Origin of the sequence: Litorerythrobacter xanthomarinus (assembly GCF_046254955.1) — a bacterium.
Taxonomy (GTDB): Bacteria; Pseudomonadota; Alphaproteobacteria; order Sphingomonadales; family Sphingomonadaceae; genus Qipengyuania_C.
On record NZ_JBJXRG010000003.1, the window covers coordinates 117,808 to 135,830 of the forward strand.

Annotated in this window: 16 protein-coding genes; 9 read left to right on the forward strand and 7 right to left on the reverse strand. The window is 59.9% G+C overall.

Features of this window, described 5'->3' with window-relative positions:
• Positions 1-7: 7 nt before the first annotated feature.
• A complete protein-coding gene (locus ACEWMW_RS14070) occupies positions 8-1,207 on the forward strand; it encodes a sulfotransferase (protein WP_409414585.1) in 1,200 nt (399 codons plus the stop codon).
• 13 nt (positions 1,208-1,220) lie between these two features.
• Here ACEWMW_RS14070 and mddA read toward each other — a convergent pair whose 3' ends face one another.
• The 4 genes from mddA to ACEWMW_RS14090 all read right to left on the reverse strand — a co-directional run bounded on the left by mddA (position 1,221) and on the right by ACEWMW_RS14090 (position 4,518).
• Entirely contained in the window at positions 1,221-1,958 is a 738-nt protein-coding gene (gene mddA / locus ACEWMW_RS14075) for a methanethiol S-methyltransferase (protein WP_409414586.1), read from the reverse strand.
• 150 nt (positions 1,959-2,108) lie between these two features.
• Positions 2,109-2,531 carry a nucleoside-diphosphate kinase gene (gene ndk / locus ACEWMW_RS14080; protein WP_409414587.1) on the reverse strand — a complete coding sequence of 141 codons (423 nt, stop codon included), beginning with the start codon at positions 2,529-2,531 and terminating at the stop codon, positions 2,109-2,111.
• An 85-nt stretch (positions 2,532-2,616) separates the two neighbouring features.
• The gene (locus ACEWMW_RS14085) at positions 2,617-3,054 is read right to left on the reverse strand and encodes a DNA polymerase III subunit chi (RefSeq protein ID WP_409414665.1); all 438 of its coding nucleotides are present in this window, start codon (positions 3,052-3,054) and stop codon (positions 2,617-2,619) included.
• Positions 3,055-3,060: 6 nt separating this feature from the next.
• Entirely contained in the window at positions 3,061-4,518 is a 1,458-nt protein-coding gene (locus ACEWMW_RS14090) for a leucyl aminopeptidase (RefSeq protein WP_409414588.1), read from the reverse strand.
• Between the two features lie 100 nt (positions 4,519-4,618).
• Between ACEWMW_RS14090 and ACEWMW_RS14095 the strand changes: the two genes are divergently transcribed.
• The 4 genes from ACEWMW_RS14095 (at position 4,619) to rsmA (ending at position 10,211) form a co-directional block, all read left to right on the forward strand.
• Positions 4,619-6,913, forward strand: coding sequence for an LPS-assembly protein LptD (locus tag ACEWMW_RS14095; protein ID WP_409414589.1), 2,295 nt, complete (start codon positions 4,619-4,621; stop codon positions 6,911-6,913).
• Between the two features lie 130 nt (positions 6,914-7,043).
• A complete protein-coding gene (locus ACEWMW_RS14100) occupies positions 7,044-8,381 on the forward strand; it encodes a peptidylprolyl isomerase (RefSeq protein ID WP_409414666.1) in 1,338 nt (445 codons plus the stop codon).
• Positions 8,378-9,394 carry a 4-hydroxythreonine-4-phosphate dehydrogenase PdxA gene (gene pdxA, locus ACEWMW_RS14105; protein WP_409414590.1) on the forward strand — a complete coding sequence of 339 codons (1,017 nt, stop codon included), beginning with the start codon at positions 8,378-8,380 and terminating at the stop codon, positions 9,392-9,394. The genes ACEWMW_RS14100 and pdxA overlap by 4 nt, the downstream gene beginning before the upstream one ends.
• The gene (rsmA, locus tag ACEWMW_RS14110) at positions 9,387-10,211 is read left to right on the forward strand and encodes a 16S rRNA (adenine(1518)-N(6)/adenine(1519)-N(6))-dimethyltransferase RsmA (protein WP_409414667.1); all 825 of its coding nucleotides are present in this window, start codon (positions 9,387-9,389) and stop codon (positions 10,209-10,211) included. Before pdxA ends, rsmA begins: the two co-directional genes overlap by 8 nt.
• On the opposite strand, the gene ACEWMW_RS14115 is transcribed toward rsmA, so the two are convergent.
• Both ACEWMW_RS14115 and ACEWMW_RS14120 read right to left on the reverse strand, forming a co-directional pair.
• Positions 10,198-10,788 carry a hypothetical protein gene (locus tag ACEWMW_RS14115; RefSeq protein ID WP_409414591.1) on the reverse strand — a complete coding sequence of 197 codons (591 nt, stop codon included), beginning with the start codon at positions 10,786-10,788 and terminating at the stop codon, positions 10,198-10,200. The two genes, rsmA and ACEWMW_RS14115, sit on opposite strands and share 14 nt — an antisense overlap.
• Before the next feature lie 41 nt (positions 10,789-10,829).
• Positions 10,830-12,938 carry a malate synthase G gene (locus tag ACEWMW_RS14120; RefSeq protein WP_409414592.1) on the reverse strand — a complete coding sequence of 703 codons (2,109 nt, stop codon included), beginning with the start codon at positions 12,936-12,938 and terminating at the stop codon, positions 10,830-10,832.
• 168 nt (positions 12,939-13,106) lie between these two features.
• Here ACEWMW_RS14120 and ACEWMW_RS14125 point away from each other — a divergent pair, with 168 nt between their 5' ends.
• From ACEWMW_RS14125 to ACEWMW_RS14140, 4 genes are all read left to right on the forward strand, one after another.
• Positions 13,107-14,318 carry a hydrolase gene (locus tag ACEWMW_RS14125; RefSeq protein ID WP_409414593.1) on the forward strand — a complete coding sequence of 404 codons (1,212 nt, stop codon included), beginning with the start codon at positions 13,107-13,109 and terminating at the stop codon, positions 14,316-14,318.
• On the forward strand, positions 14,315-15,331 hold the full coding sequence (locus tag ACEWMW_RS14130; RefSeq protein ID WP_409414594.1) for an arginine N-succinyltransferase: 1,017 nt from the start codon (positions 14,315-14,317) through the stop codon (positions 15,329-15,331). The genes ACEWMW_RS14125 and ACEWMW_RS14130 overlap by 4 nt, the downstream gene beginning before the upstream one ends.
• Positions 15,328-16,581 carry an N-succinylarginine dihydrolase gene (locus ACEWMW_RS14135; protein WP_409414595.1) on the forward strand — a complete coding sequence of 418 codons (1,254 nt, stop codon included), beginning with the start codon at positions 15,328-15,330 and terminating at the stop codon, positions 16,579-16,581. The genes ACEWMW_RS14130 and ACEWMW_RS14135 overlap by 4 nt, the downstream gene beginning before the upstream one ends.
• Positions 16,582-16,665: 84 nt before the next feature.
• The gene (locus ACEWMW_RS14140; RefSeq protein WP_409414596.1) at positions 16,666-16,920 is read left to right on the forward strand and encodes a hypothetical protein; all 255 of its coding nucleotides are present in this window, start codon (positions 16,666-16,668) and stop codon (positions 16,918-16,920) included.
• A 37-nt stretch (positions 16,921-16,957) separates the two neighbouring features.
• Here ACEWMW_RS14140 and ACEWMW_RS14145 read toward each other — a convergent pair whose 3' ends face one another.
• The gene (locus tag ACEWMW_RS14145; protein WP_409414597.1) at positions 16,958-17,860 is read right to left on the reverse strand and encodes an OmpA family protein; all 903 of its coding nucleotides are present in this window, start codon (positions 17,858-17,860) and stop codon (positions 16,958-16,960) included.
• Positions 17,861-18,023 lie beyond the last annotated feature (163 nt).

The following is an 18,023-nucleotide window of genomic DNA, read 5'->3' on the forward strand; positions in this document are numbered from 1 at the left end:
CGCCCGCATGTCGCCGCCTCGCAATCATCCGCTGGAAAGTTCCGCCACCGCGCGCCGGATGGAAGCCTTCTTTGCTTGGACCTGGGATTCGGGGCTTTCGGAAAAGCCGCCGCTTGATCCCGAGTACCTGTGGGAGCGCGGCGCATCAGGTTTTGCCAGCCAGGATGAGCATTCGGGGCGCTCGCCCGACGATGTCGAAGATTTTCGCCAGCGGCTGGAAAAGCTCTGCATATCGCTTGGCGAGGAAGCCGATCTGAATGCACTGGGCCATGCCATGGCCTACGGCCAATTGCGCAATGCCATCGCGAAGCGTCATAGGTTGGGCAAGCTGTGGCGCGATCGCCCTCACCTCCTCGAAACCGCGATTGCGCCTCCGATCATCGTGGTCGGACAAATGCGTTCGGGCACTACGCGCCTTCACCGGCTGCTTGCGGCGGATCCGGCGCATGCCGGGACCATGTTTTGTAACAGCATTGAGCCGGTGCCGTCCGAGCCGGTCGACTGGCGCGCACTCAAGGCGCGAATGGCGCTGGCCATGGCGCGGTCGGTCAACCCGTGGCTGGAGACGATGCATCCGTTTGGCGCTATGCGTGTTGACGAAGAGCTTGGTTGGCTGGCGCTTTCACTCAGCCCCTGCGCGCTGGAAGCACAATACCGCATCCCTTCGTTTCTCGAATGGAGCGAAGCGCGCGATTCTGGGCCGATCTACCACGAGTTTGCCCGCATCTTGCGCGTCGACAGCGCGCTCGAAGAGAATGCCGATCGCCCGCGCATTCTCAAATGTCCGCAATTCTCGGAAGATCTCGCGGCGTTGCTCGACCAGTTCCCGGATTCGCGGCTGGTTATCGCTCGGCGCAAGCAAAGCGAAATGCTCGAAAGCAGCGTTTCGATGGTTGCCAGCCAGATGGGTTGCCAGACCGATAGCGCCGATGTCGGGCAGATCCGGTCCGAATGGCGACGCAAGCTCGCTTTGCGGGAAACGCGCATGGAGCAGGCGCTCCGCACTTTCGCCGGTCCAACAAGTGCAGTCGATTTCGAGACGTTGGGAGAGGACTGGGAGAGCGAAATCACACGTGTGTATCGCGAGCTGGATATTGAGCTAGAAGCAGCGGCGCTTGAAGCGATGCGAGCGGAAATGGCGCAATCGACCCGCGACGGCCACCATGGCCACCGCGAGCAGATCGAGAGTTTCGCGTCCGAGAACTGAGCGGCGGCGCAGATCAGCCTTTCTTGCCGATCCCCGGCAGGATTGACCCGACATTGCGGCGATATTCGACGTAATCATCGCCAAATTCGCGCACGAGGTCTTTTTCCTCATAGTGCAACCCGATGAAGATGTACGCAGTGTAGCCGATCGAAAACAGCAAATGGCTGTAGGTCATGTCGGGCGTTGCCCATATCGCAATGAACACACCTGTCTGGATCGGATGCCGTACGAACTTGTAGAAAAGCGGCGTCTTCATGGTCATCGGCGCCGCTGCTTTCCCGCGCATATGATGCCAAGCCTGTTGCAGTCCAAAGAGCTCGAAATGGTTGAGCAGCAATGTCGCGACGAACAGGAACGCCCAGCCAAACCAGAAGATCGCCCAAATGATCATCCGCGCCGTCTCGTTCTGGACCGTCCACAGCGAGCCCTCAATCGGATGCCACCAGAGGAACATCGCGCCCAGCACGATAGCCGTCGCGAGGCAGTAGAAACTGCGCTCGAGCGGCTGCGGGACGATCTTCGTCCAACCGACCTTAAAGCCCTGGCGAGCCATGACCGAATGCTGGAAGCCAAACAGCAATAGCAAAAGGATATTGATCACGACCGCTGTCGAGGTGTTGGCAGTAAGCCCCTTATCGACATGCGTGGGCATGAAATCGAACGCGCCGACCCAGCCAACCAGATACACAAAAGATGCAAAAAATGCCGCGTAGCAGGTCAGCGACACGGCCATCACTAATACTCTTCCCATTGTCTTCCCCCCAAGACCAACAGGCGACCCGTGCGGAGAACTAGCACAAGAATCGGGCGGTCACCAATCCGCACAGGTGCGCAAGCAAAAGGAAAGCCCCCGAGCATCGCTGCTCGAGGGCCCCAAAAATTCTTAGAACGTCCTTCTGGCTCAGCCGACGATTTCGCTCTCGTCGAAAAAGAAATCGATCTCGATCTTCGCGTTCTCGTCGCTATCCGAACCGTGGACGGTGTTTTCACCGATGGAAAGCGCGTGTTCCTTGCGGATCGTGCCTTCTGCGGCTTCATCCGGGTTGGTTGCGCCCATGATGTCGCGATTGCGCTTCACAGCGTCCTCGCCTTCAAGAACCTGTACGACGACGGGCTCGCTGGTCATGAATTCGACCAGTTCGCCGAAGAAGGGGCGATCCTTGTGAACGCCGTAGAAGCCTTCGGCCTGTTCCTGCGTCATATGGATGCGCTTGGAGGCGACGACGCGCAGGCCGGCTTCTTCCAGCATCTTGGTGACAGCCCCGGTCAGGTTGCGCTTGGTGGCATCGGGCTTGATGATCGAAAAGGTGCGGGTAACCGCCATGGAAATTTCCTTGAACGAATTATTGGGTGGTTTTGTTGCGCGCGCAACTAGCCGCGCGGCCCTCTCTTCGCAAGTGCAGAAAGACTTATGGGCCTTCGCGCCACTTGCCGCCTTCCTGTTTCCAGAAATGGCGCTCCGCACCCTCAACTTCATCCAGCATGCGCCAGACTCCGCGCGTGTCTTCCAGGCGATCTTCGCCGAAAACGAGCAGAGTACGAGCGAAGCTCTTTGCTTCATCACGCCATTTGCCATCTGCGAAAAGAATAAACTGCGCCGCATTTTCAGCTTCGCAATCGCCAGACAGAAGGACCGGCTGCCGGGAAGCAGCCTCGCTGCCCCCGTCTCCATTAGCAAGAAACGCGTCAGGGTAGGCTGCCCATAGCGCATCGCTCAAAGCACTGCGAAGTTCCTCGTCTTCTGCGACAACCAGCAAACGCTCGCCTGCCTGCAAGGTCGCGCGCGCCAAAAGCGGCACGACGGCTTCCGGTGTACTTTGGCTCAACTGATAAAAATCAACGCGCAGGAAATATTACTCCACCGAGTTGGCGACGAAGCGGTCAATGAGGCGCACACCATAGCCGGTTGCGCCCTTGCCCCAGGTGCGACCGGGCTTGTCGGCCCATGCCATACCCGCGATATCGCAATGCGCCCAGGGTGTTCCGTCCGCGATAAAGCGCTTGAGGAACTGCGCAGCAGTAATCGATCCGGCGCCGCGCGGACCAACATTCTTCATATCGGCAATCGGGGAATCGATCAGCTTGTCATAGGCTGGGTCGAGCGGAAGGCGCCATAACTTATCACCGCTCTCCTTTGCCGCTGCCAGCAAGCCATCGGTGAGATCATCATCGTTTGAGAATACACCGGCGTGTTCATGGCCGAGCGAAATGATCATAGCTCCGGTGAGCGTTGCGAAGTCGACGATCCGGACAGGCTCATACTCCTGCTGCACCCAATGGAGAGCGTCGCAAAGCACGAGGCGGCCTTCCGCATCAGTGTTGATCACTTCGATGGTCTGACCCGACATCGAAGTCACGACGTCTCCAGGACGCTGGGCGCGGCCATCGGGCATATTTTCGACCAGACCGACCACACCTACGATATTGGCCTTTGCCTTGCGCTTCACCACCGCCAGCATCCCGCCTACGACCGAGGCCGAGCCGCCCATGTCCCACTTCATGTCTTCCATGCCGGCCGCGGGTTTGATCGAGATGCCGCCCGTGTCGAAGGTCACGCCCTTACCCACGAAGGCGCTAAACGGGTCGCCATCCTTGCCGCCGCGCCATACGATCGCGAGGAGGCGTGAAGCACGCTCCGAACCAAGCCCGACGCCAAGCAGCGCGTCCATACCGAGCTTTTCCATTGCGTCGTCATCGAGGATGACCAGTTCGGCACCGGTGTCGGCAAATTTCTCCTGACAGCGCTCGACATAGCTCTCAGGGTAAACCTTGTTTGCGGGCTCAGCGACGAGGTCGCGCGCAAATTCGACACCATCTGCAACATGTCCGGCATCGGTCCACGCGGCCTCCGTGCCGTCAGGAGCGCCGACAACGGTCACATTTTCCAGCGTGCGCTTCTGCTCGTCCTTCATCTTTGTGCGATAGAGATCGTGGCGCCAGCTGCGCAGCCGCAGCCCAAGAAGGACACTTGCAACTTCCTCTGCAGAGAGGCTCGAACCTGCAACATCCAGCGTCAAAGTCTTCTCACCGGACGTCGAGTATTTCGCTGCCAATGCAGCGCCTGCCTTTTCCAGTGCCTCTGTTCGATCATCCGAATTCGGCTTGCCTGCGCCTGCAAGCGCAATGCGCACGGTCTTTCCGTTACGTTCAGCGAACCCATCGAATAGCTGGCCGGCAGCACCAGTAAAGCGGGCAGCCGCCGCACCTTCGCGGATGGCCTTTTCCATATCGGCTGGAACGGCAGCCTTATCGACGATGTAAGCGATGAAGCGTGCATCCTGTGCCGGTTCGGTGCGGAATTGGACTTGCATGGATTCTCCGGAAACTGTTTCTTCAGGACTGTGGATGCAGTGCTGCATCGCATGTTCAATGGCGATTGCGATTAGGCGGAGAGGGTGCGATAGGCAAGTGATGCTCCCGGCCTCTGCGAAACCTGCGCAAGCATACCTACCCGGCTTGCCTCGCGCCTGTGCTGCGCTTGCCAGCGCGATGCTTGCGGCTATGCCGATTGCGCAGGCTGCGGCGCAGGACGAAAGCCAGCCAGTCGGCGACACCGGTTCGATCTTTAGCGTCGACTTCGAGAATCACGACGCACCCGGCGATCAGCGTATGATCGATTTCGAAGCTGACGAGCTCGCCTATGATGCGGAAAATGACATCGTCAGGGCGTCAGGCAATGTGTTGCTAAAGAGCGAAGACAGCTCGCTCAGGGCCAACAACGTTTCATGGAACCGGCCCGAAGGCGAGATACTGGCCGAAGGCAATGTCCACTTCGTCGATGCCGATGGCAACCAGCTCTACACCGATTCTATAATTCTCACCGACGAGTTTGAAACCGGGGCAATGGAAGACCTCCTGATTGCACTGCGCGAGGGTGGACGGCTGGCTGCGCGCAGCGGTGAGCGCATCGAATCGGGCGAAGTCGAACTGCGCGATGCAGCATACAGCGGCTGCGCAGTGGTCGATGAAGAAGGATGCTCGAAGAATCCGAGCTGGCGTATTGTTGCCAACCGGGTGATCTACGATGACGAGAAGGACCGCATCAGTTTTCGCGGTGCGTTTCTCGAGTTATTCGGGGCCCGCATCCTGCCCCTCCCCGGTCTCTCGGTTCGCACCGATGGCAGCGCCGTGTCGGGCTTCCTTGTGCCGGACCTGCGGATTTCGGAGACCAATGGTCTTGAGGTCAGCGGCAACTACTACGTCCGCGTTGCTGACAATGCCGATCTAAACCTGGGCGCCTATTTTTATACCAAGGCTACTCCGATGGCATCGGTCCAGTGGCGTCACTTGACCAGCAAGGGTGCCTACCAGATCACCGGCTATGCCACGAACAGCCGCCGCATCTCCACTTTCACAGGAGAGCCGACAACCGAACGCGATTTGCGCGGCTACTTCTTTGCCAACGGCCGGTTCCAGCTGGATCCCTATTGGAGTGTCACCGCCTCGGTGCGCCGCGCAAGTGATCGCACCTTCCTGCGCCGCTACGATATCAGCCGCGACGACCGCTTGCGCTCGACGATCGATGTAGAGCGGATAGACAACAACAGCTATTTCAGCCTCGCGGGCTGGGCGACGCAAACGCTGCGTCTCAATCAACCGCAGGGCCAGGTTCCCGTCGCCTTGCCGGTGATGGATTTCCGCTACCGGCTCGACGATCCGATCGCGGGCGGAAAGATAGAACTGCAAGTCAATTCACTCGCGATCACACGCGATGTAGGCCAAGACACACAGCGTGCTTTCGCTGGCGCTCGCTGGGATTTGCGGCGGCTCACAGGGATGGGTCAGGTAGTTACCGCCAGCGCACTGGTGCGCGGCGATATCTATCATTCGGACGAGAACCTTCTCACTAATACGGCCAGCTATCGCGGCGAATCCGGCTGGCAAACGCGCGGCATCGCGGTGGGCGCAATCGACATTCAGTGGCCTTTTGTTGGCGAAGCGCTCGGCGGCACCCAGGTCTTCACTCCGAGGGTGCAGTTCGTCGCCAGCCCGCCGATCCGGAACCTGTCGATCCCCAATGAGGACGCCCGCGCAATCGACCTTGAGGATTCGAACCTGTTCGCTCTCAACCGCTTCCCTGGCTACGACCGGATCGAGGATGGAGCTCGGATGGTCTATGGCTTCGACTGGCAGCTGAAAGTGCCAGAGTGGCAAATCGATACGACCATCGGACAATCCTATAGCCTCGATTCGGATCGGGATATCCTGCCCGATGGAACCGGCCTTTCGGAAAAGGTTTCGGATTTCGTCGGGCGGACTCAGGTGCGGTATCGCGACTTCCTCAAGCTCACGCATCGCTTCCGCCTCGACAAGGACAACCTTGCCATCCGTCGCAACGAATTTGATGCAACAGTTGGCAGTCGGCGAACCTATGCGGAGGTCGGCTACTTGCGGCTCAATCGCAATATCTCGACTGTGGAAGATTTGCAGGATCGTGAGGAGCTCCGCGCCGCCGTGCGCGTCGCCTTCGCACGATACTGGTCAATTTTTGGCGCAGGGGTTTTCAACCTGACCGATCGTAACGAAGACCCTAATTTGACCTCGGACGGCTTCGATCCTGTCCGTACGCGCCTCGGCATCGCTTACGAGGATGATTGCATCGAATTGGGCGTGACATGGCGGCGCGACTATACCGATGCAGGCGACGCCGAACGCGGTGATACCTTCCAGCTCTATTTCTCCCTGCGTAATCTGGGATTCCGCTAGCCAGACCGATTGGCAGCAGGGTTCAAACACGCTATCCGCGCCGCTAGCTCAGCTTCGGTTCAGCCACGGCTGAGCAAAGGCCAAGCCATCATTGGGTGAGAATCTCACCGGCAGACAGGTATATTACGTGATCCAAACCGTTTCGAAGCAGATTGTCTCAGCGCTTGCAGCAGCCAGCCTCCTGGCCACGCCGGGTGCAGCTTTTGCCCAGGCTTCAGGCACGCGGGGGGGCATCGAACTTCCTTCTGACATCAACCTTTTGCGGAACAATGACCCGAATGTCCGAGTTGCAACGGCCGTCGTCAACGGTCAGGTCATCACTGGAACCGATGTCGAGCAGCGGCTCGCGCTGATTACTTCTGCTTCGCAGACTGAGTTTCCCGAGGAGGAATTGCAGCGTCTGCGAATGCAGGTTCTGCGGAACCTGATCGACGAAACGCTTCAGGTGCAGGAAGCTGGCGCGCAGGAAATCGTGATCGATCCAGCCGAAGTCGACCAGACCTACGCCCGTGTGGCGGCACAAAACTTCGGCCAGGATATTGCCGCGATGGACCAGTACCTGACTTCGATCGGGTCGTCGGTGGGCTCGCTGAAGCGTCAGATCCAGGGTGAGCTGGCGTGGCAACGCCTCCTCCAGCGCAATATCCAGCCCTTCATCAACGTGTCGGAGGAAGAAGTGAACGAGCTGCTGCAGCGGCTTGAGGCTTCGCGCGGTACCGATGAATACCGTATCGGAGAGATATACCTTTCCGCGACCGCCGAGAACTCGCAGGCAGTCTTCGACAATGCCCAGCGTATCATGGAGCAGCTGCAACAGGGCGGCAGCTTCGTCGGCTACGCCCGGCAATTCTCTGAAGCATCGACCGCTGCCGTGGGCGGCGATCTTGGCTGGATTCGCCCCGGTCAGTTGCCGAGCGAACTTTCGACCGCAGCTTCGCAAATGCAAGTCGGACAGCTGGTCGGCCCGATCCAGATCCCCGGCGGCTTTTCGATCCTCTACCTGATCGACAAGCGTCAGGTACTGATGGCCGATCCGCGCGATGCTCTCTTGAGCCTCAAACAGATTTCGATCGGGTTTGCGCCCGATGTAACCGAGGAAGCCGCCGCGGCGCAGGTCGACCAGTTTGCAGCAGCAGTACAGTCGATCCGCGGTTGCGGTGATGCCGAGAGAGCAGCGGGTGAGATCAATGCGGAGGTCGTAACGAACGACCAGATCGCAGTTCGCTCCTTGCCCGAGCAGTTGCAGAACATCCTTCTGCAATTGCAAATCGGTCAAACCACGCCCCCCTTCGGTTCGATCGACGAAGGTGTTCGGGTCCTGCAACTTTGCGGCCGCGATGATCCCCAAGCGGTCGGCGGTCCGAGCTTTGACGAGCTGATGGCCCAGCTTGAGGACGAACGCATCAACAAGCGTGCCCAGCGTTACCTTCGTGACCTGCGCAACGACGCGGTCATCGACTATAATTGAGCCAAACGTCGCCCCGCCCTCTCGTCCTGTCGCTGGGTGATCCTGCGGGCATAGGACCGGAACTGATCTGCGAGGCATGGGCGCAGCGTGAAGCGGAGCACCTGCCGCCATTCTTCGTTATTGGAGGGGCGGAAGTTCTCGCTCAAGCAGCCCGGAAGCGCGGTCTCAACGTCCCGATTGTGCGGATCGATTCGCCTGCCGAAGCATATGATGCTTTTGCAGGAGCCTTGTCGGTTCTGGGCCATGCGGATGCAAAGTATGCGCCGGGCAATCCCGATCGCGCCGGAGCAGAACTGGCCCTCGCCTCGCTTGAGAGTGCGACTGGGCTTGCTGTGCTCGGCGAAGCATCTGCAATCGTCACAGGACCGATAGCGAAGGGTCTACTCGCGACAGTCGGCTTCGAATATCCGGGCCAGACAGAGTTTCTTGCGAACGCTTGCGGCGAATCGGGCGACCAGGCGGTCATGATGTTGGCGGGGCCTAATCTCAGGACAGTACCGCTGACCGTGCATTGCGCGATTGCGGAAGTTTCCGATAGACTATCCACCAAATTGATCGGCAGCCGCTGCGCGATTGTGGCAAGCGCACTCAAGCACGATTTCGGGATCGAGAACCCCCGTCTTGCCGTTGCCGGACTCAATCCGCATGCGGGAGAAGGCGGAAAGTTCGGCGATGAGGAAGCCAAGATTATCGCGCCGGCGATCGAAGCGCTTCAGGCTGCCGGAATCGACGCCATAGGGCCCGTTCCGGGCGATGCACTGTTCACACCGAGGTATCGCGAACGCTTCGACGTCGCGATCTGCATGTATCATGATCAGGCGCTGATCCCCCTGAAGGCATTGGACTTCGACGCCGGTGTGAATGTCACGCTCGGCCTGCCGATCGTGCGTACCAGTGCCGATCATGGCACCGCCTTCGATATTGCTGGCAAGGGCATGGCCGATCCGGGAGCGACCATTGCAGCGATCCGCATGGCCAGTGACATGGCTGCTCGACGGTCTGCGCATGACTGACCTGCCGCCGCTGCGCGAAGTTATCGCGCGCCATGGCCTCTCCGCCAGCAAGGCGCTGGGGCAAAACTTTCTATTCGACGAGCAGCTGCTGGACCGGATCGCGGCGATTCCGGGTAATCTTGCGGGGACAGCCGTGTTGGAAATCGGTCCTGGACCAGGCGGACTGACCCGCGCGCTGCTGCGTGCCGGCGCACGCGTTACCGCGATAGAGATGGACGCCCGTTGCCTGCCGGCCCTTGCCGAGCTTTTGGCGGCATATCCCGGGCAGCTGCATGTGATCGAAGGCGATGCAATGAAACTCGATCATGCAGAGCTGATGGGCGAGCCTTTCGCGGTGGTCGCCAACTTGCCCTACAATGTCGGGACAGCGCTATTCACGCGTTGGCTTGGCGGTGAGGAATGGCCTCCGCAATGGTCTTCACTCACGCTTATGTTCCAGCAGGAAGTGGCGCAGAGGATTGTCTCCGCACCCGGCACCAACGCCTACGGGCGGCTCGCGGTTCTCGCCCAATGGCGCTCGTCGGCGAAGCTGGCGATGAAGGTCCATCGCAGCGCATTCACGCCGCCGCCGAAGGTCATGAGCGCGATAGTCCATATCGAGCCTAGCGAGATGCCTGAAGGCGTTTCCGCTCGCATGCTGGAACGCGTGACTGAAGCCGCTTTCGGGCAGCGCCGAAAGATGCTGCGCCAGAGCCTGAAAGGGCTTCCCGGAGCGCTAGATGCTCTTGATGCACTTGGCATAGATCCGACACGCCGCGCCGAAACGCTTTCGGTCGAAGAGTTCGTCGCAATCGGGCGCGCGCTTAGCTGCGCGTAACACCGCGCAGGCGCCAAACCACATCGGCAAAGGTCGAGATTAACTCTTGCGGCATGGCAAGCGCCTGTTCCGCCATTGGCACGGCGCCAAGCGGATCCTTGCCGCTCTCATGCAGAATGAGCGCATAGCTCGTTAGATACATGAACCTCACTTCCAGAGCCGTTTCGGGCGGTTCATCCAGTCCGTCGAGCACATCTAGCGCCGGCAGGTAATGCTTCTGCGAACGGTACCGCGCGGTCAGGAAGGCAAACTTGATCGGCGAGCCGACAAGTAGCCCACCTTCGCTGTTATCCCCGGTCATTCCCTCAAGATACTCATCAAGCGCTTGTTCGTAGCCGCCCATGGCAAAGCGCGCGTTTGATGCGGCGACACGAGCCCGGCCATCGTGGAAATCGTCGGTTCGGGTTTCGAAGTAATAATCCACCAGCCGCAAGGCGACTTCCGGGAAGCTTTGCGAAAGCGTCAGCGCCTGGATGACGATGTATTGATCGCGCTGCGAGCGGGCGCGAGAGAGCTTATCGAAGAAAAAATCATCGATCTCGTCGTTCCACTCGGTCTGGCGGTACCACTCGGACATGCGCACTCAGATTAGCGTGGGGCAGAAGAAACCGAAAGACCTCAGCTCGCTTTCTTCACCTGTCGCCACTTATGCAGCAGCGGTTCGGTATAGCCGGACGGCTGCTCTACACCCTTAAAGATCAGGTCCTTGGCCGCCGTGAATGCGACGCCATCTTCATTACCGACGAGCGGCTCGTAGAACGGATCACCGGCATTCTGCTCATCAACCTTGGCCGCCATACGCCGCAGCGATGCCATCACCTGCTCTTCGCTGCAAACGCCGTGCAACAGCCAGTTCGCCATATGCTGCGAGGAAATGCGCAGCGTTGCGCGGTCTTCCATCAGACCGACATCGTTGATGTCCGGTACCTTTGAGCAGCCCACGCCCTGGTCGATCCAGCGCACCACATAACCCAGCAAGCCCTGAGCGTTGTTATCAAGCTCTTCGCGGATTTCCTGTTCGGACCAATTGGTGCCTTGCGCGAGCGGAACGTTCAGGAGCTTTTCGAGGCCCGGCACATCACCCAGACCTTTCTGCACTTCGAACACGTCTTTCTGGTGGTAGTGCAGCGCGTGCAGTGTGGCAGCGGTCGGCGATGGTACCCATGCCGTGTTCGCACCAGCATTCAAATGACCGATCTTTTCGATCATCATCTGCCCCATCAGGTCGGGAGCGGCCCACATGCCCTTGCCGATCTGGGCACGGCCCGAGAGGCCATGGCGCAGGCCGATGCCGACATTGCGCGCTTCATACGCGGTGAGCCAGTCGCTCGATTTCATATCGGCTTTGCGGACCATGGGTCCAGCTTGCATCGAGGTGTGGATCTCGTCACCCGTGCGGTCGAGGAAGCCGGTATTGATGAATACGATCCGGTCCCTCACCGCATGGATACACGCGCCGAGGTTGGCGCTGGTGCGCCGCTCCTCATCCATAACGCCAACCTTCATGGTGTTACGTTGCAGACCCATGAGGTCTTCGACCGCATCGAACAGGTCGTTGGTGAAGGCGCATTCTTCCGGCCCGTGCATCTTGGGCTTCACGATATAGATTGAGCCGCAGCGCGAATTTCCGTGTTTGCCCTGCCCACGCACGTCATGCGCGCCGATTGCGCCGGTGATAACCGCGTCCATAATCCCTTCGGGGATTTCGCTGCGATCGGGCAGGCGGATCGCCGGATTGGTCATCAGATGACCGACATTGCGCACAAACATCAGGCTGCGACCGGGAAGCGAGTGCTTGCTCCCGTCGGGCGCGGTATAACCCTTGTCGCCATTGAGCGAGCGGGTCATGGTCGAACCGCCCTTTTCGAAGCTTTCTTCCAGATCGCCGCGAATCACCCCGAGCCAATTCGAATAGCCGACCAGCTTGTCCTCTGCATCGACCGCTGCGACTGAATCCTCAAGGTCGGCGATAGTGGTGAGCGCAGCTTCGAGCACGATATCGGCGATGCCGGCTTTGTCGCCTTTCCCCACCGGATGATCGCGGTCGAACACCACCTCGATATGCAGGCCGTTATTCTTGAACAGGCGGCCGTTTTCGGTCTCGCCGACATACTGGCTCTCGTCAGCAATCGGCAGACCATCATGCACCAGACCATCCCAAGTTAGATCGGCCCAGCTGCCTTCTTTCAGCGGCAGCGTCTCATCGAGAAAATTCCGCCCGCGCGCGATCACCGCAGCGCCGCGTTCCTCGTCATAGCCGCCCGGTTTTGGAGGGGGCGCATCGAGCGCATCGGTGCCGTAAAAGGCGTCATATAGGCTGCCCCAGCGCGCGTTGGCGGCGTTGAGTAGGAAGCGGGCGTTGAGGATCGGGACCACCAACTGCGGCCCGGCCATCGTCGCGATTTCCGGATCTACATGCTGGGTGCCAATGGTGAAATCGCCTGGCTCCGAAACGAGATAGCCGATGTCTTTCAGGAACGATTGGTACTCGGCCTGGTCGATCGGCTTGCCGCGCCGTTCTTTGTGCCAGCTATCGATCGTTTCCTGCAGCTCGTCACGCTTGGCGAGAAGCGCCTTGTTCCGAGGCCCAAATTCGCCTGCCAGCGCGGCAAATCCGGTCCAGAACGCTGCGCTATCGTGGCCAAGCGGAGCCAAGACCTGATCATCGAGAAAGCGCGCCAACGCGGCATCGACCTGAAGACCGGATTTATCGATTGTTTCGCTCATAATTCCTCGCCAAGAACCACGCCACAGAAGACGCGTCAGTTGTTAATGCCTTACCGGGGAGGACAGCGCTGCGCCTATGGCCAATCGACCACACGATTGCAACCGCCTGGAGGCATGTGTCGAGTCGGGGTTGGACTGGCGGCGGGCGGGCGCTAAAGGCGGTTGCCAATGCAACAACTTACTCCCTCCCAGTCGGCCCTGATCGAGCCGATCGACGGCGACGTGATGTTGTCGGAGACCCGCGCGTGGAGCGCGATCAACACCGGCACGTCCAATCTGGATGGGCTCGCAATGCAGGCAGGGCAGCTGGCCGATGCATTCTCCGCATTGCCTGGTGAGATCGAACTGGTCGATCCGGCACCAGTGACTGTCGTCGATGCTGAGGGGCGCGAGGTCGAGAAAGCCCATGGACAGCACCTGATCTTGCGCGCGCGGCCCGAGGCTGAGCGGCGCATCCTCTTCACCGGTCATATGGATACGGTGTTTCCCGAGGATCACCCGTTCCAGGACCAGCAGTGGCTGGAAGACGGCGTGCTCAACGGTCCGGGCCTGGCCGACATGAAGGGTGGGCTCGATGTGATCCTGCATGCGCTCAAGGCGTTTGAAGCGAGCGAGGATGCTGACAAGCTAGGCTACGACGTGATGGTCAACTCGGATGAGGAAACAGGATCGCTCGCCAGCGCGGCGCTGATCGCTGAACTGGCCGAAGGCAAGTATGCGGCGCTGACCTATGAACCCTCCGCCCTACCCGATGGCACGCTCGCCCATGCGCGCGGCGGAAGCGGAAATTACTCGCTGACTGTTACCGGGCAATCGGCACATGCAGGGCGCAATCCCGAAGATGGCCGCAATGCGATTGTCGCGGCAGCCGAACTGGCCGTGCGGCTCAAGGCGCTCCACACGAAGAAAATCTCCGTAAACCCGGCGAAGATCGATGGCGGCGCGGCCAATAATGTCGTGCCCGATCATGCCGTGCTGCGGTTCAATATCCGGCCCAAGGCAGTCGAAGCCGCCGAGCAATTCGAAGCCGATCTCAAGGCGCTGATCGCTGCGGTTGAGACTGCGCATGACGTCTCGATCCATTGCCATGGCGGCATTACCCGCCCGCCCAAGCCGGTCGATGCGCGCGCGCAAAAGCTTTTCGACCTCGTCAGGGACTGCGGCGCAGTGCTGGGCCAGAAGATTGGCTGGCAATCGACCGGCGGCGTGTGCGACGGCAACAACATCGCCGCCTGCGGCATACCCGTGGTCGACACCATGGGCGTGCGCGGCGGGTCGATCCATTCCCCGCAGGAATTCCTCATCACCGCCTCGCTGGCAGAACGCGCGGCCTTGTCCGCGCTTGTCCTCCAGCGACTGGCATCAGGAGAGCATTTGTGAGTTTTGTTATCCGCGCCGCGCGCGCGAAAGATCTCGAGCCGCTGTACGAGATGGCCAAGCTGACCGGCGGCGGGTTCACCAACCTACCGGCAGACCGTAACGCGCTGTCCGAAAAGCTTGAGCGCGCCGAAGCCGCCTTCGCCAACACCATCGATGAACTGGCTGACGAGCAATTCGTACTCGTTCTGGAGAATGCCGAAACCGGCGCGGTGCGCGGCACATGCCAGTTGATGACAAAAGTCGGCCAGCAATGGCCATTCTATTCCTATCGCCTCACCACTCTGACCCAGCACAGCCAAGAGCTAGACCGCACGGTGCGCGCGGAAATGCTCAGCCTAGTGACCGATCTTGAAGGTTGCAGTGAAGTCGGCGGATTGTTCCTCCACCCGAATGAGCGCGCAGGTGGGCTAGGCCTGCTCCTAGCACGCAGTCGATATCTCTTTATCGCCTCGCACCGGCAGCGCTTCGCTGAGCGCACACTTGCCGAATTGCGCGGAATTATCGACGAGCGCGGCGGTTCGCCCTTCTGGGACGGCGTTGCAGGGCGTTTCTTCGGCATGAGCTTTCAGGAAGCCGACTATTTCAACGCCATCAACGGCAACCAGTTTATCGCCGATTTGATGCCCAAACATCCGGTCTACATCGCGATGCTCGACGAAAGCGCCAAGAGCACCATTGGCGTACCGCACCCGACCGGGCGTGCCGCGATGCGTATGCTCGAAAACGAAGGCTTCGCTTACGAAGGCTATGTCGACATCTTCGACGGTGGTCCGACGATGATTGCTCGGACCGACGCCGTGAAAAGCGTTGCAGAGTCGCAATCACGCGCGGTGTCCGACATCGACCTTCCCGAGGGCGAACGCTCGTTGCTTGCAACTGGCTCGCTGAGTGATTTCCGCTGCTGCTACGGCGCGCGGGCAGTCGCCGATGACGGGTCGCTCGCAATCGACTCGCATGCCGCAGACCTGCTCAGCGTCGGGACAGGCGATCCGGTCTGGAGTGTGGCGCGGTGAGCGATCTGGTCGAGATCAATTTTGACGGGATTGTCGGACCTTCGCACAATTACGCCGGGCTAAGTCTCGGAAATCTCGCAGCAACCAGCCATGCAGGTGACACCTCCTATCCGCGCGCGGCGGCACTGCAAGGCATCGCCAAGATGCGCTCGAACATGGCGTTGGGGTTGGCACAGGGCTTCTTCCTGCCTCTACCCCGCCCCAATGGCGACTTGATCCGCGGCCTTGCCATTGATGAGACTGCTCCGCGACAGTTGCTTGCTGCTGCTTGGTCGGCCTCGAGCATGTGGACCGCCAATGCCGCGACTGTCAGCCCCGCGCCGGATACGGCCGACGGGCGCTGCCACCTTACCCCCGCTAATCTTGTCACAATGCCGCACCGCGCCCAGGAATGGCAGGACACTCAGGCGCAACTAGCGATCGCTTTCGGTGACGAGCAGCACTTTACCGTGCATGATGCGGTGCTCCCGGCGTTCGGTGACGAAGGCGCGGCCAACCACATGCGTTTCTGTGCCAGCCACGATGCCGCAGGTGTAGAAGTGTTTGTCTACGGCAAACCCGGCGGCAAGTTTCCCGCGCGCCAGCACGAACAGGCCAGCCGCGCCGTCGCGCGCCTCCACGGCCTGGATCCGGATCTTTCGGTCTTCATCGAGCAAAACCCAGCGGCAATCGAAGCCGGCGCGTTCCACAATGACGTGGTGTCGGTCGCCAATGGCAGCGTGCTCTTCACCCACGAACTGGCCTTCGCTGACCAGCAAGGCGCTTACGGCGCTATCCGCGCTGCCTATCCTGCGCTGGAAATCGTCGAAGTGTCGGCCGATGCGGTGAGCCTCGCCGAAGCGATCAGGAGCTACCTGTTCAACGCACAGCTTCTGAGCTTGCCAAGCGGCGAGATGGCGCTCGTGGTTCCAACCGAATGCCAGGAAAGCGCGTCGGTCTGGAACTGGCTGGAAGGGATGCTTGCCAGCAATGGTCCGATCCGCAAGGTGATCCCGGTCGATGTGCGGCAATCGATGGCCAATGGCGGCGGCCCTGCTTGCCTGCGCCTACGCGTCGTCGCCGATCCTGCCACCGTCGACCAACGCTTTTTGCTCGACGAGGAAAAAGCTGCACGAATCGAGCAGGTTATCGCCGAGAAATGGCCCGAAACCATTAATCCGGAGCAAATCGGCTCAGCCGAGCTGGAAGATTGTGTCGTTTCGGCACGCGATGCGCTGTTGGCCGCACTGGACCTTTCAGAATTGGGTTAACGCCCTTGCCCTCGGCGCAAGTGCGCTTAGGATAACCCCTTATTAACCAACCGCACCAACTCGCTCGGTTGCAAGGGGAAGAGCATGCTGGCCAAAGTCAAACGGCTATTTGTGATCAAGACGCGATTTGAAGCGTATCTGATCATCTACGCCCTGGCTTTGGGTGCGATGACCCGCGGTGCGCATTACACAGTCGAATACCCTGGATGGGGCGGTTGGGCACTTTTTGCGGCTACGGCTGGCGCAGTATTCCTTGGCGGCGCAAAAATCCTCGATGCCATCCGCTACGAACAGGGTGCCAAACGACAAGAGGCGGAAGCCGAAGCTCCCGCCTCCTGATTTTTCGGCGTAGCGGGCAGCGCCCACTTACGACAATTTACCCTTCTTCGAGCGCCTTGCTCACGAGAATATTCACCGAAACGCGGCGGTTCTGCGCGCGGCCTTCGGCTGTGCTGTTGTCCGCCAGCGGATCGCTTTCGGCCATGCCAGTCGGCGTCATCATGCGCCAGGGCTGCCAGCTGCACTTCTGCTGGAGATAGTTCACGACGCGGCCAGCGCGGCGCTCACTCAAGACCTGGTTGTAATCTTCGTTGCCAACACTGTCGGTGTAACCGACAACCAGCAGCAGGGCGTTGTCCATGTTGTTGGCTTGGTTCGCGGCATCGCACAGTTCGCGCGCGGCACCCGGCTTAAGGTTCCACTTGCCTGTGTCGAAATAGACGTTGGTGGTGCCCTTGATATTGTACTGATCGATATTGGCTACGCGGCCGCGCAGCGCCTCGGTTGCCGCAGCGTTAGCATCAATGGCCGCTTCGTTTTCGGAGAAGCGCTGGTTGGTGCCGGCCTGGATCATCGCCGCAGTTTCGAGGTTCTTGTTCGAGACCTTTACGCGGGTTGCAATCAGTCCCTGGTTCCAGCGCACCGTCTCAACAGTGACGGGCAAGCCATTGAGCAGCGCGCCGGCATCCAGCGTGTTGCGGTTGAGGCCAAGGAAGCCGCCCTTGGCACGCACTTCGGTAGCTTCGCTGATGGAAACGGTGGTGTTGGTACCGCCGACGCCCGTCACCTGCATCCGGTCAAGCGCACGCGCCGAGATGAAGCCTTCGATTTCCGGTCCTTCCGGAAATCCGCTCAAATCTGTGGGCACCATGCCCTCAACGGTAATGTCGCGGACGGTTTCCGCAGCGACCTGGTCCTGCGCGTAAAGGCTTGCCGACATCGGCAGCGTTAGCGCGGCGAAAAGAGCCAGGCCCTTTGTACCCTTGGATACGAAACTCATTGTGTTACTCCTAATAACTTCCATCTGCAGACCCGTTTGGAAGTGATTTCCCGCCTATGCATAGCGGCTGTGTTTTAAAGATTCCTATTCGTGCATTCACGCCATTCTGCAAGTACGGCGCAGAATTTCACGAGGAAAAGCGCGATTGTGAAAGATAACCCTT

What these genes read in the sequence shown, in the direction of transcription:
- ACEWMW_RS14090 (WP_409414588.1), bottom strand. Translation starts at nt 4,518, where the DNA reads ATGCAAGTCCAATTCCGCACCGAACCGGCACAGGATGCACGCTTCATC.
- rsmA (WP_409414667.1), top strand. Translation starts at nt 9,387, where the DNA reads ATGACTGACCTGCCGCCGCTGCGCGAAGTTATCGCGCGCCATGGCCTC.
- ACEWMW_RS14140 (WP_409414596.1), top strand. Translation starts at nt 16,666, where the DNA reads ATGCTGGCCAAAGTCAAACGGCTATTTGTGATCAAGACGCGATTTGAA.
- ACEWMW_RS14115 (WP_409414591.1), bottom strand. Translation starts at nt 10,788, where the DNA reads ATGTCCGAGTGGTACCGCCAGACCGAGTGGAACGACGAGATCGATGAT.
- ndk (WP_409414587.1), bottom strand. Translation starts at nt 2,531, where the DNA reads ATGGCGGTTACCCGCACCTTTTCGATCATCAAGCCCGATGCCACCAAG.
- ACEWMW_RS14145 (WP_409414597.1), bottom strand. Translation starts at nt 17,860, where the DNA reads ATGAGTTTCGTATCCAAGGGTACAAAGGGCCTGGCTCTTTTCGCCGCG.
- ACEWMW_RS14120 (WP_409414592.1), bottom strand. Translation starts at nt 12,938, where the DNA reads ATGAGCGAAACAATCGATAAATCCGGTCTTCAGGTCGATGCCGCGTTG.
- ACEWMW_RS14125 (WP_409414593.1), top strand. Translation starts at nt 13,107, where the DNA reads ATGCAACAACTTACTCCCTCCCAGTCGGCCCTGATCGAGCCGATCGAC.
- mddA (WP_409414586.1), bottom strand. Translation starts at nt 1,958, where the DNA reads ATGGGAAGAGTATTAGTGATGGCCGTGTCGCTGACCTGCTACGCGGCA.
- ACEWMW_RS14070 (WP_409414585.1), top strand. Translation starts at nt 8, where the DNA reads ATGTCGCCGCCTCGCAATCATCCGCTGGAAAGTTCCGCCACCGCGCGC.
- ACEWMW_RS14095 (WP_409414589.1), top strand. Translation starts at nt 4,619, where the DNA reads ATGCTCCCGGCCTCTGCGAAACCTGCGCAAGCATACCTACCCGGCTTG.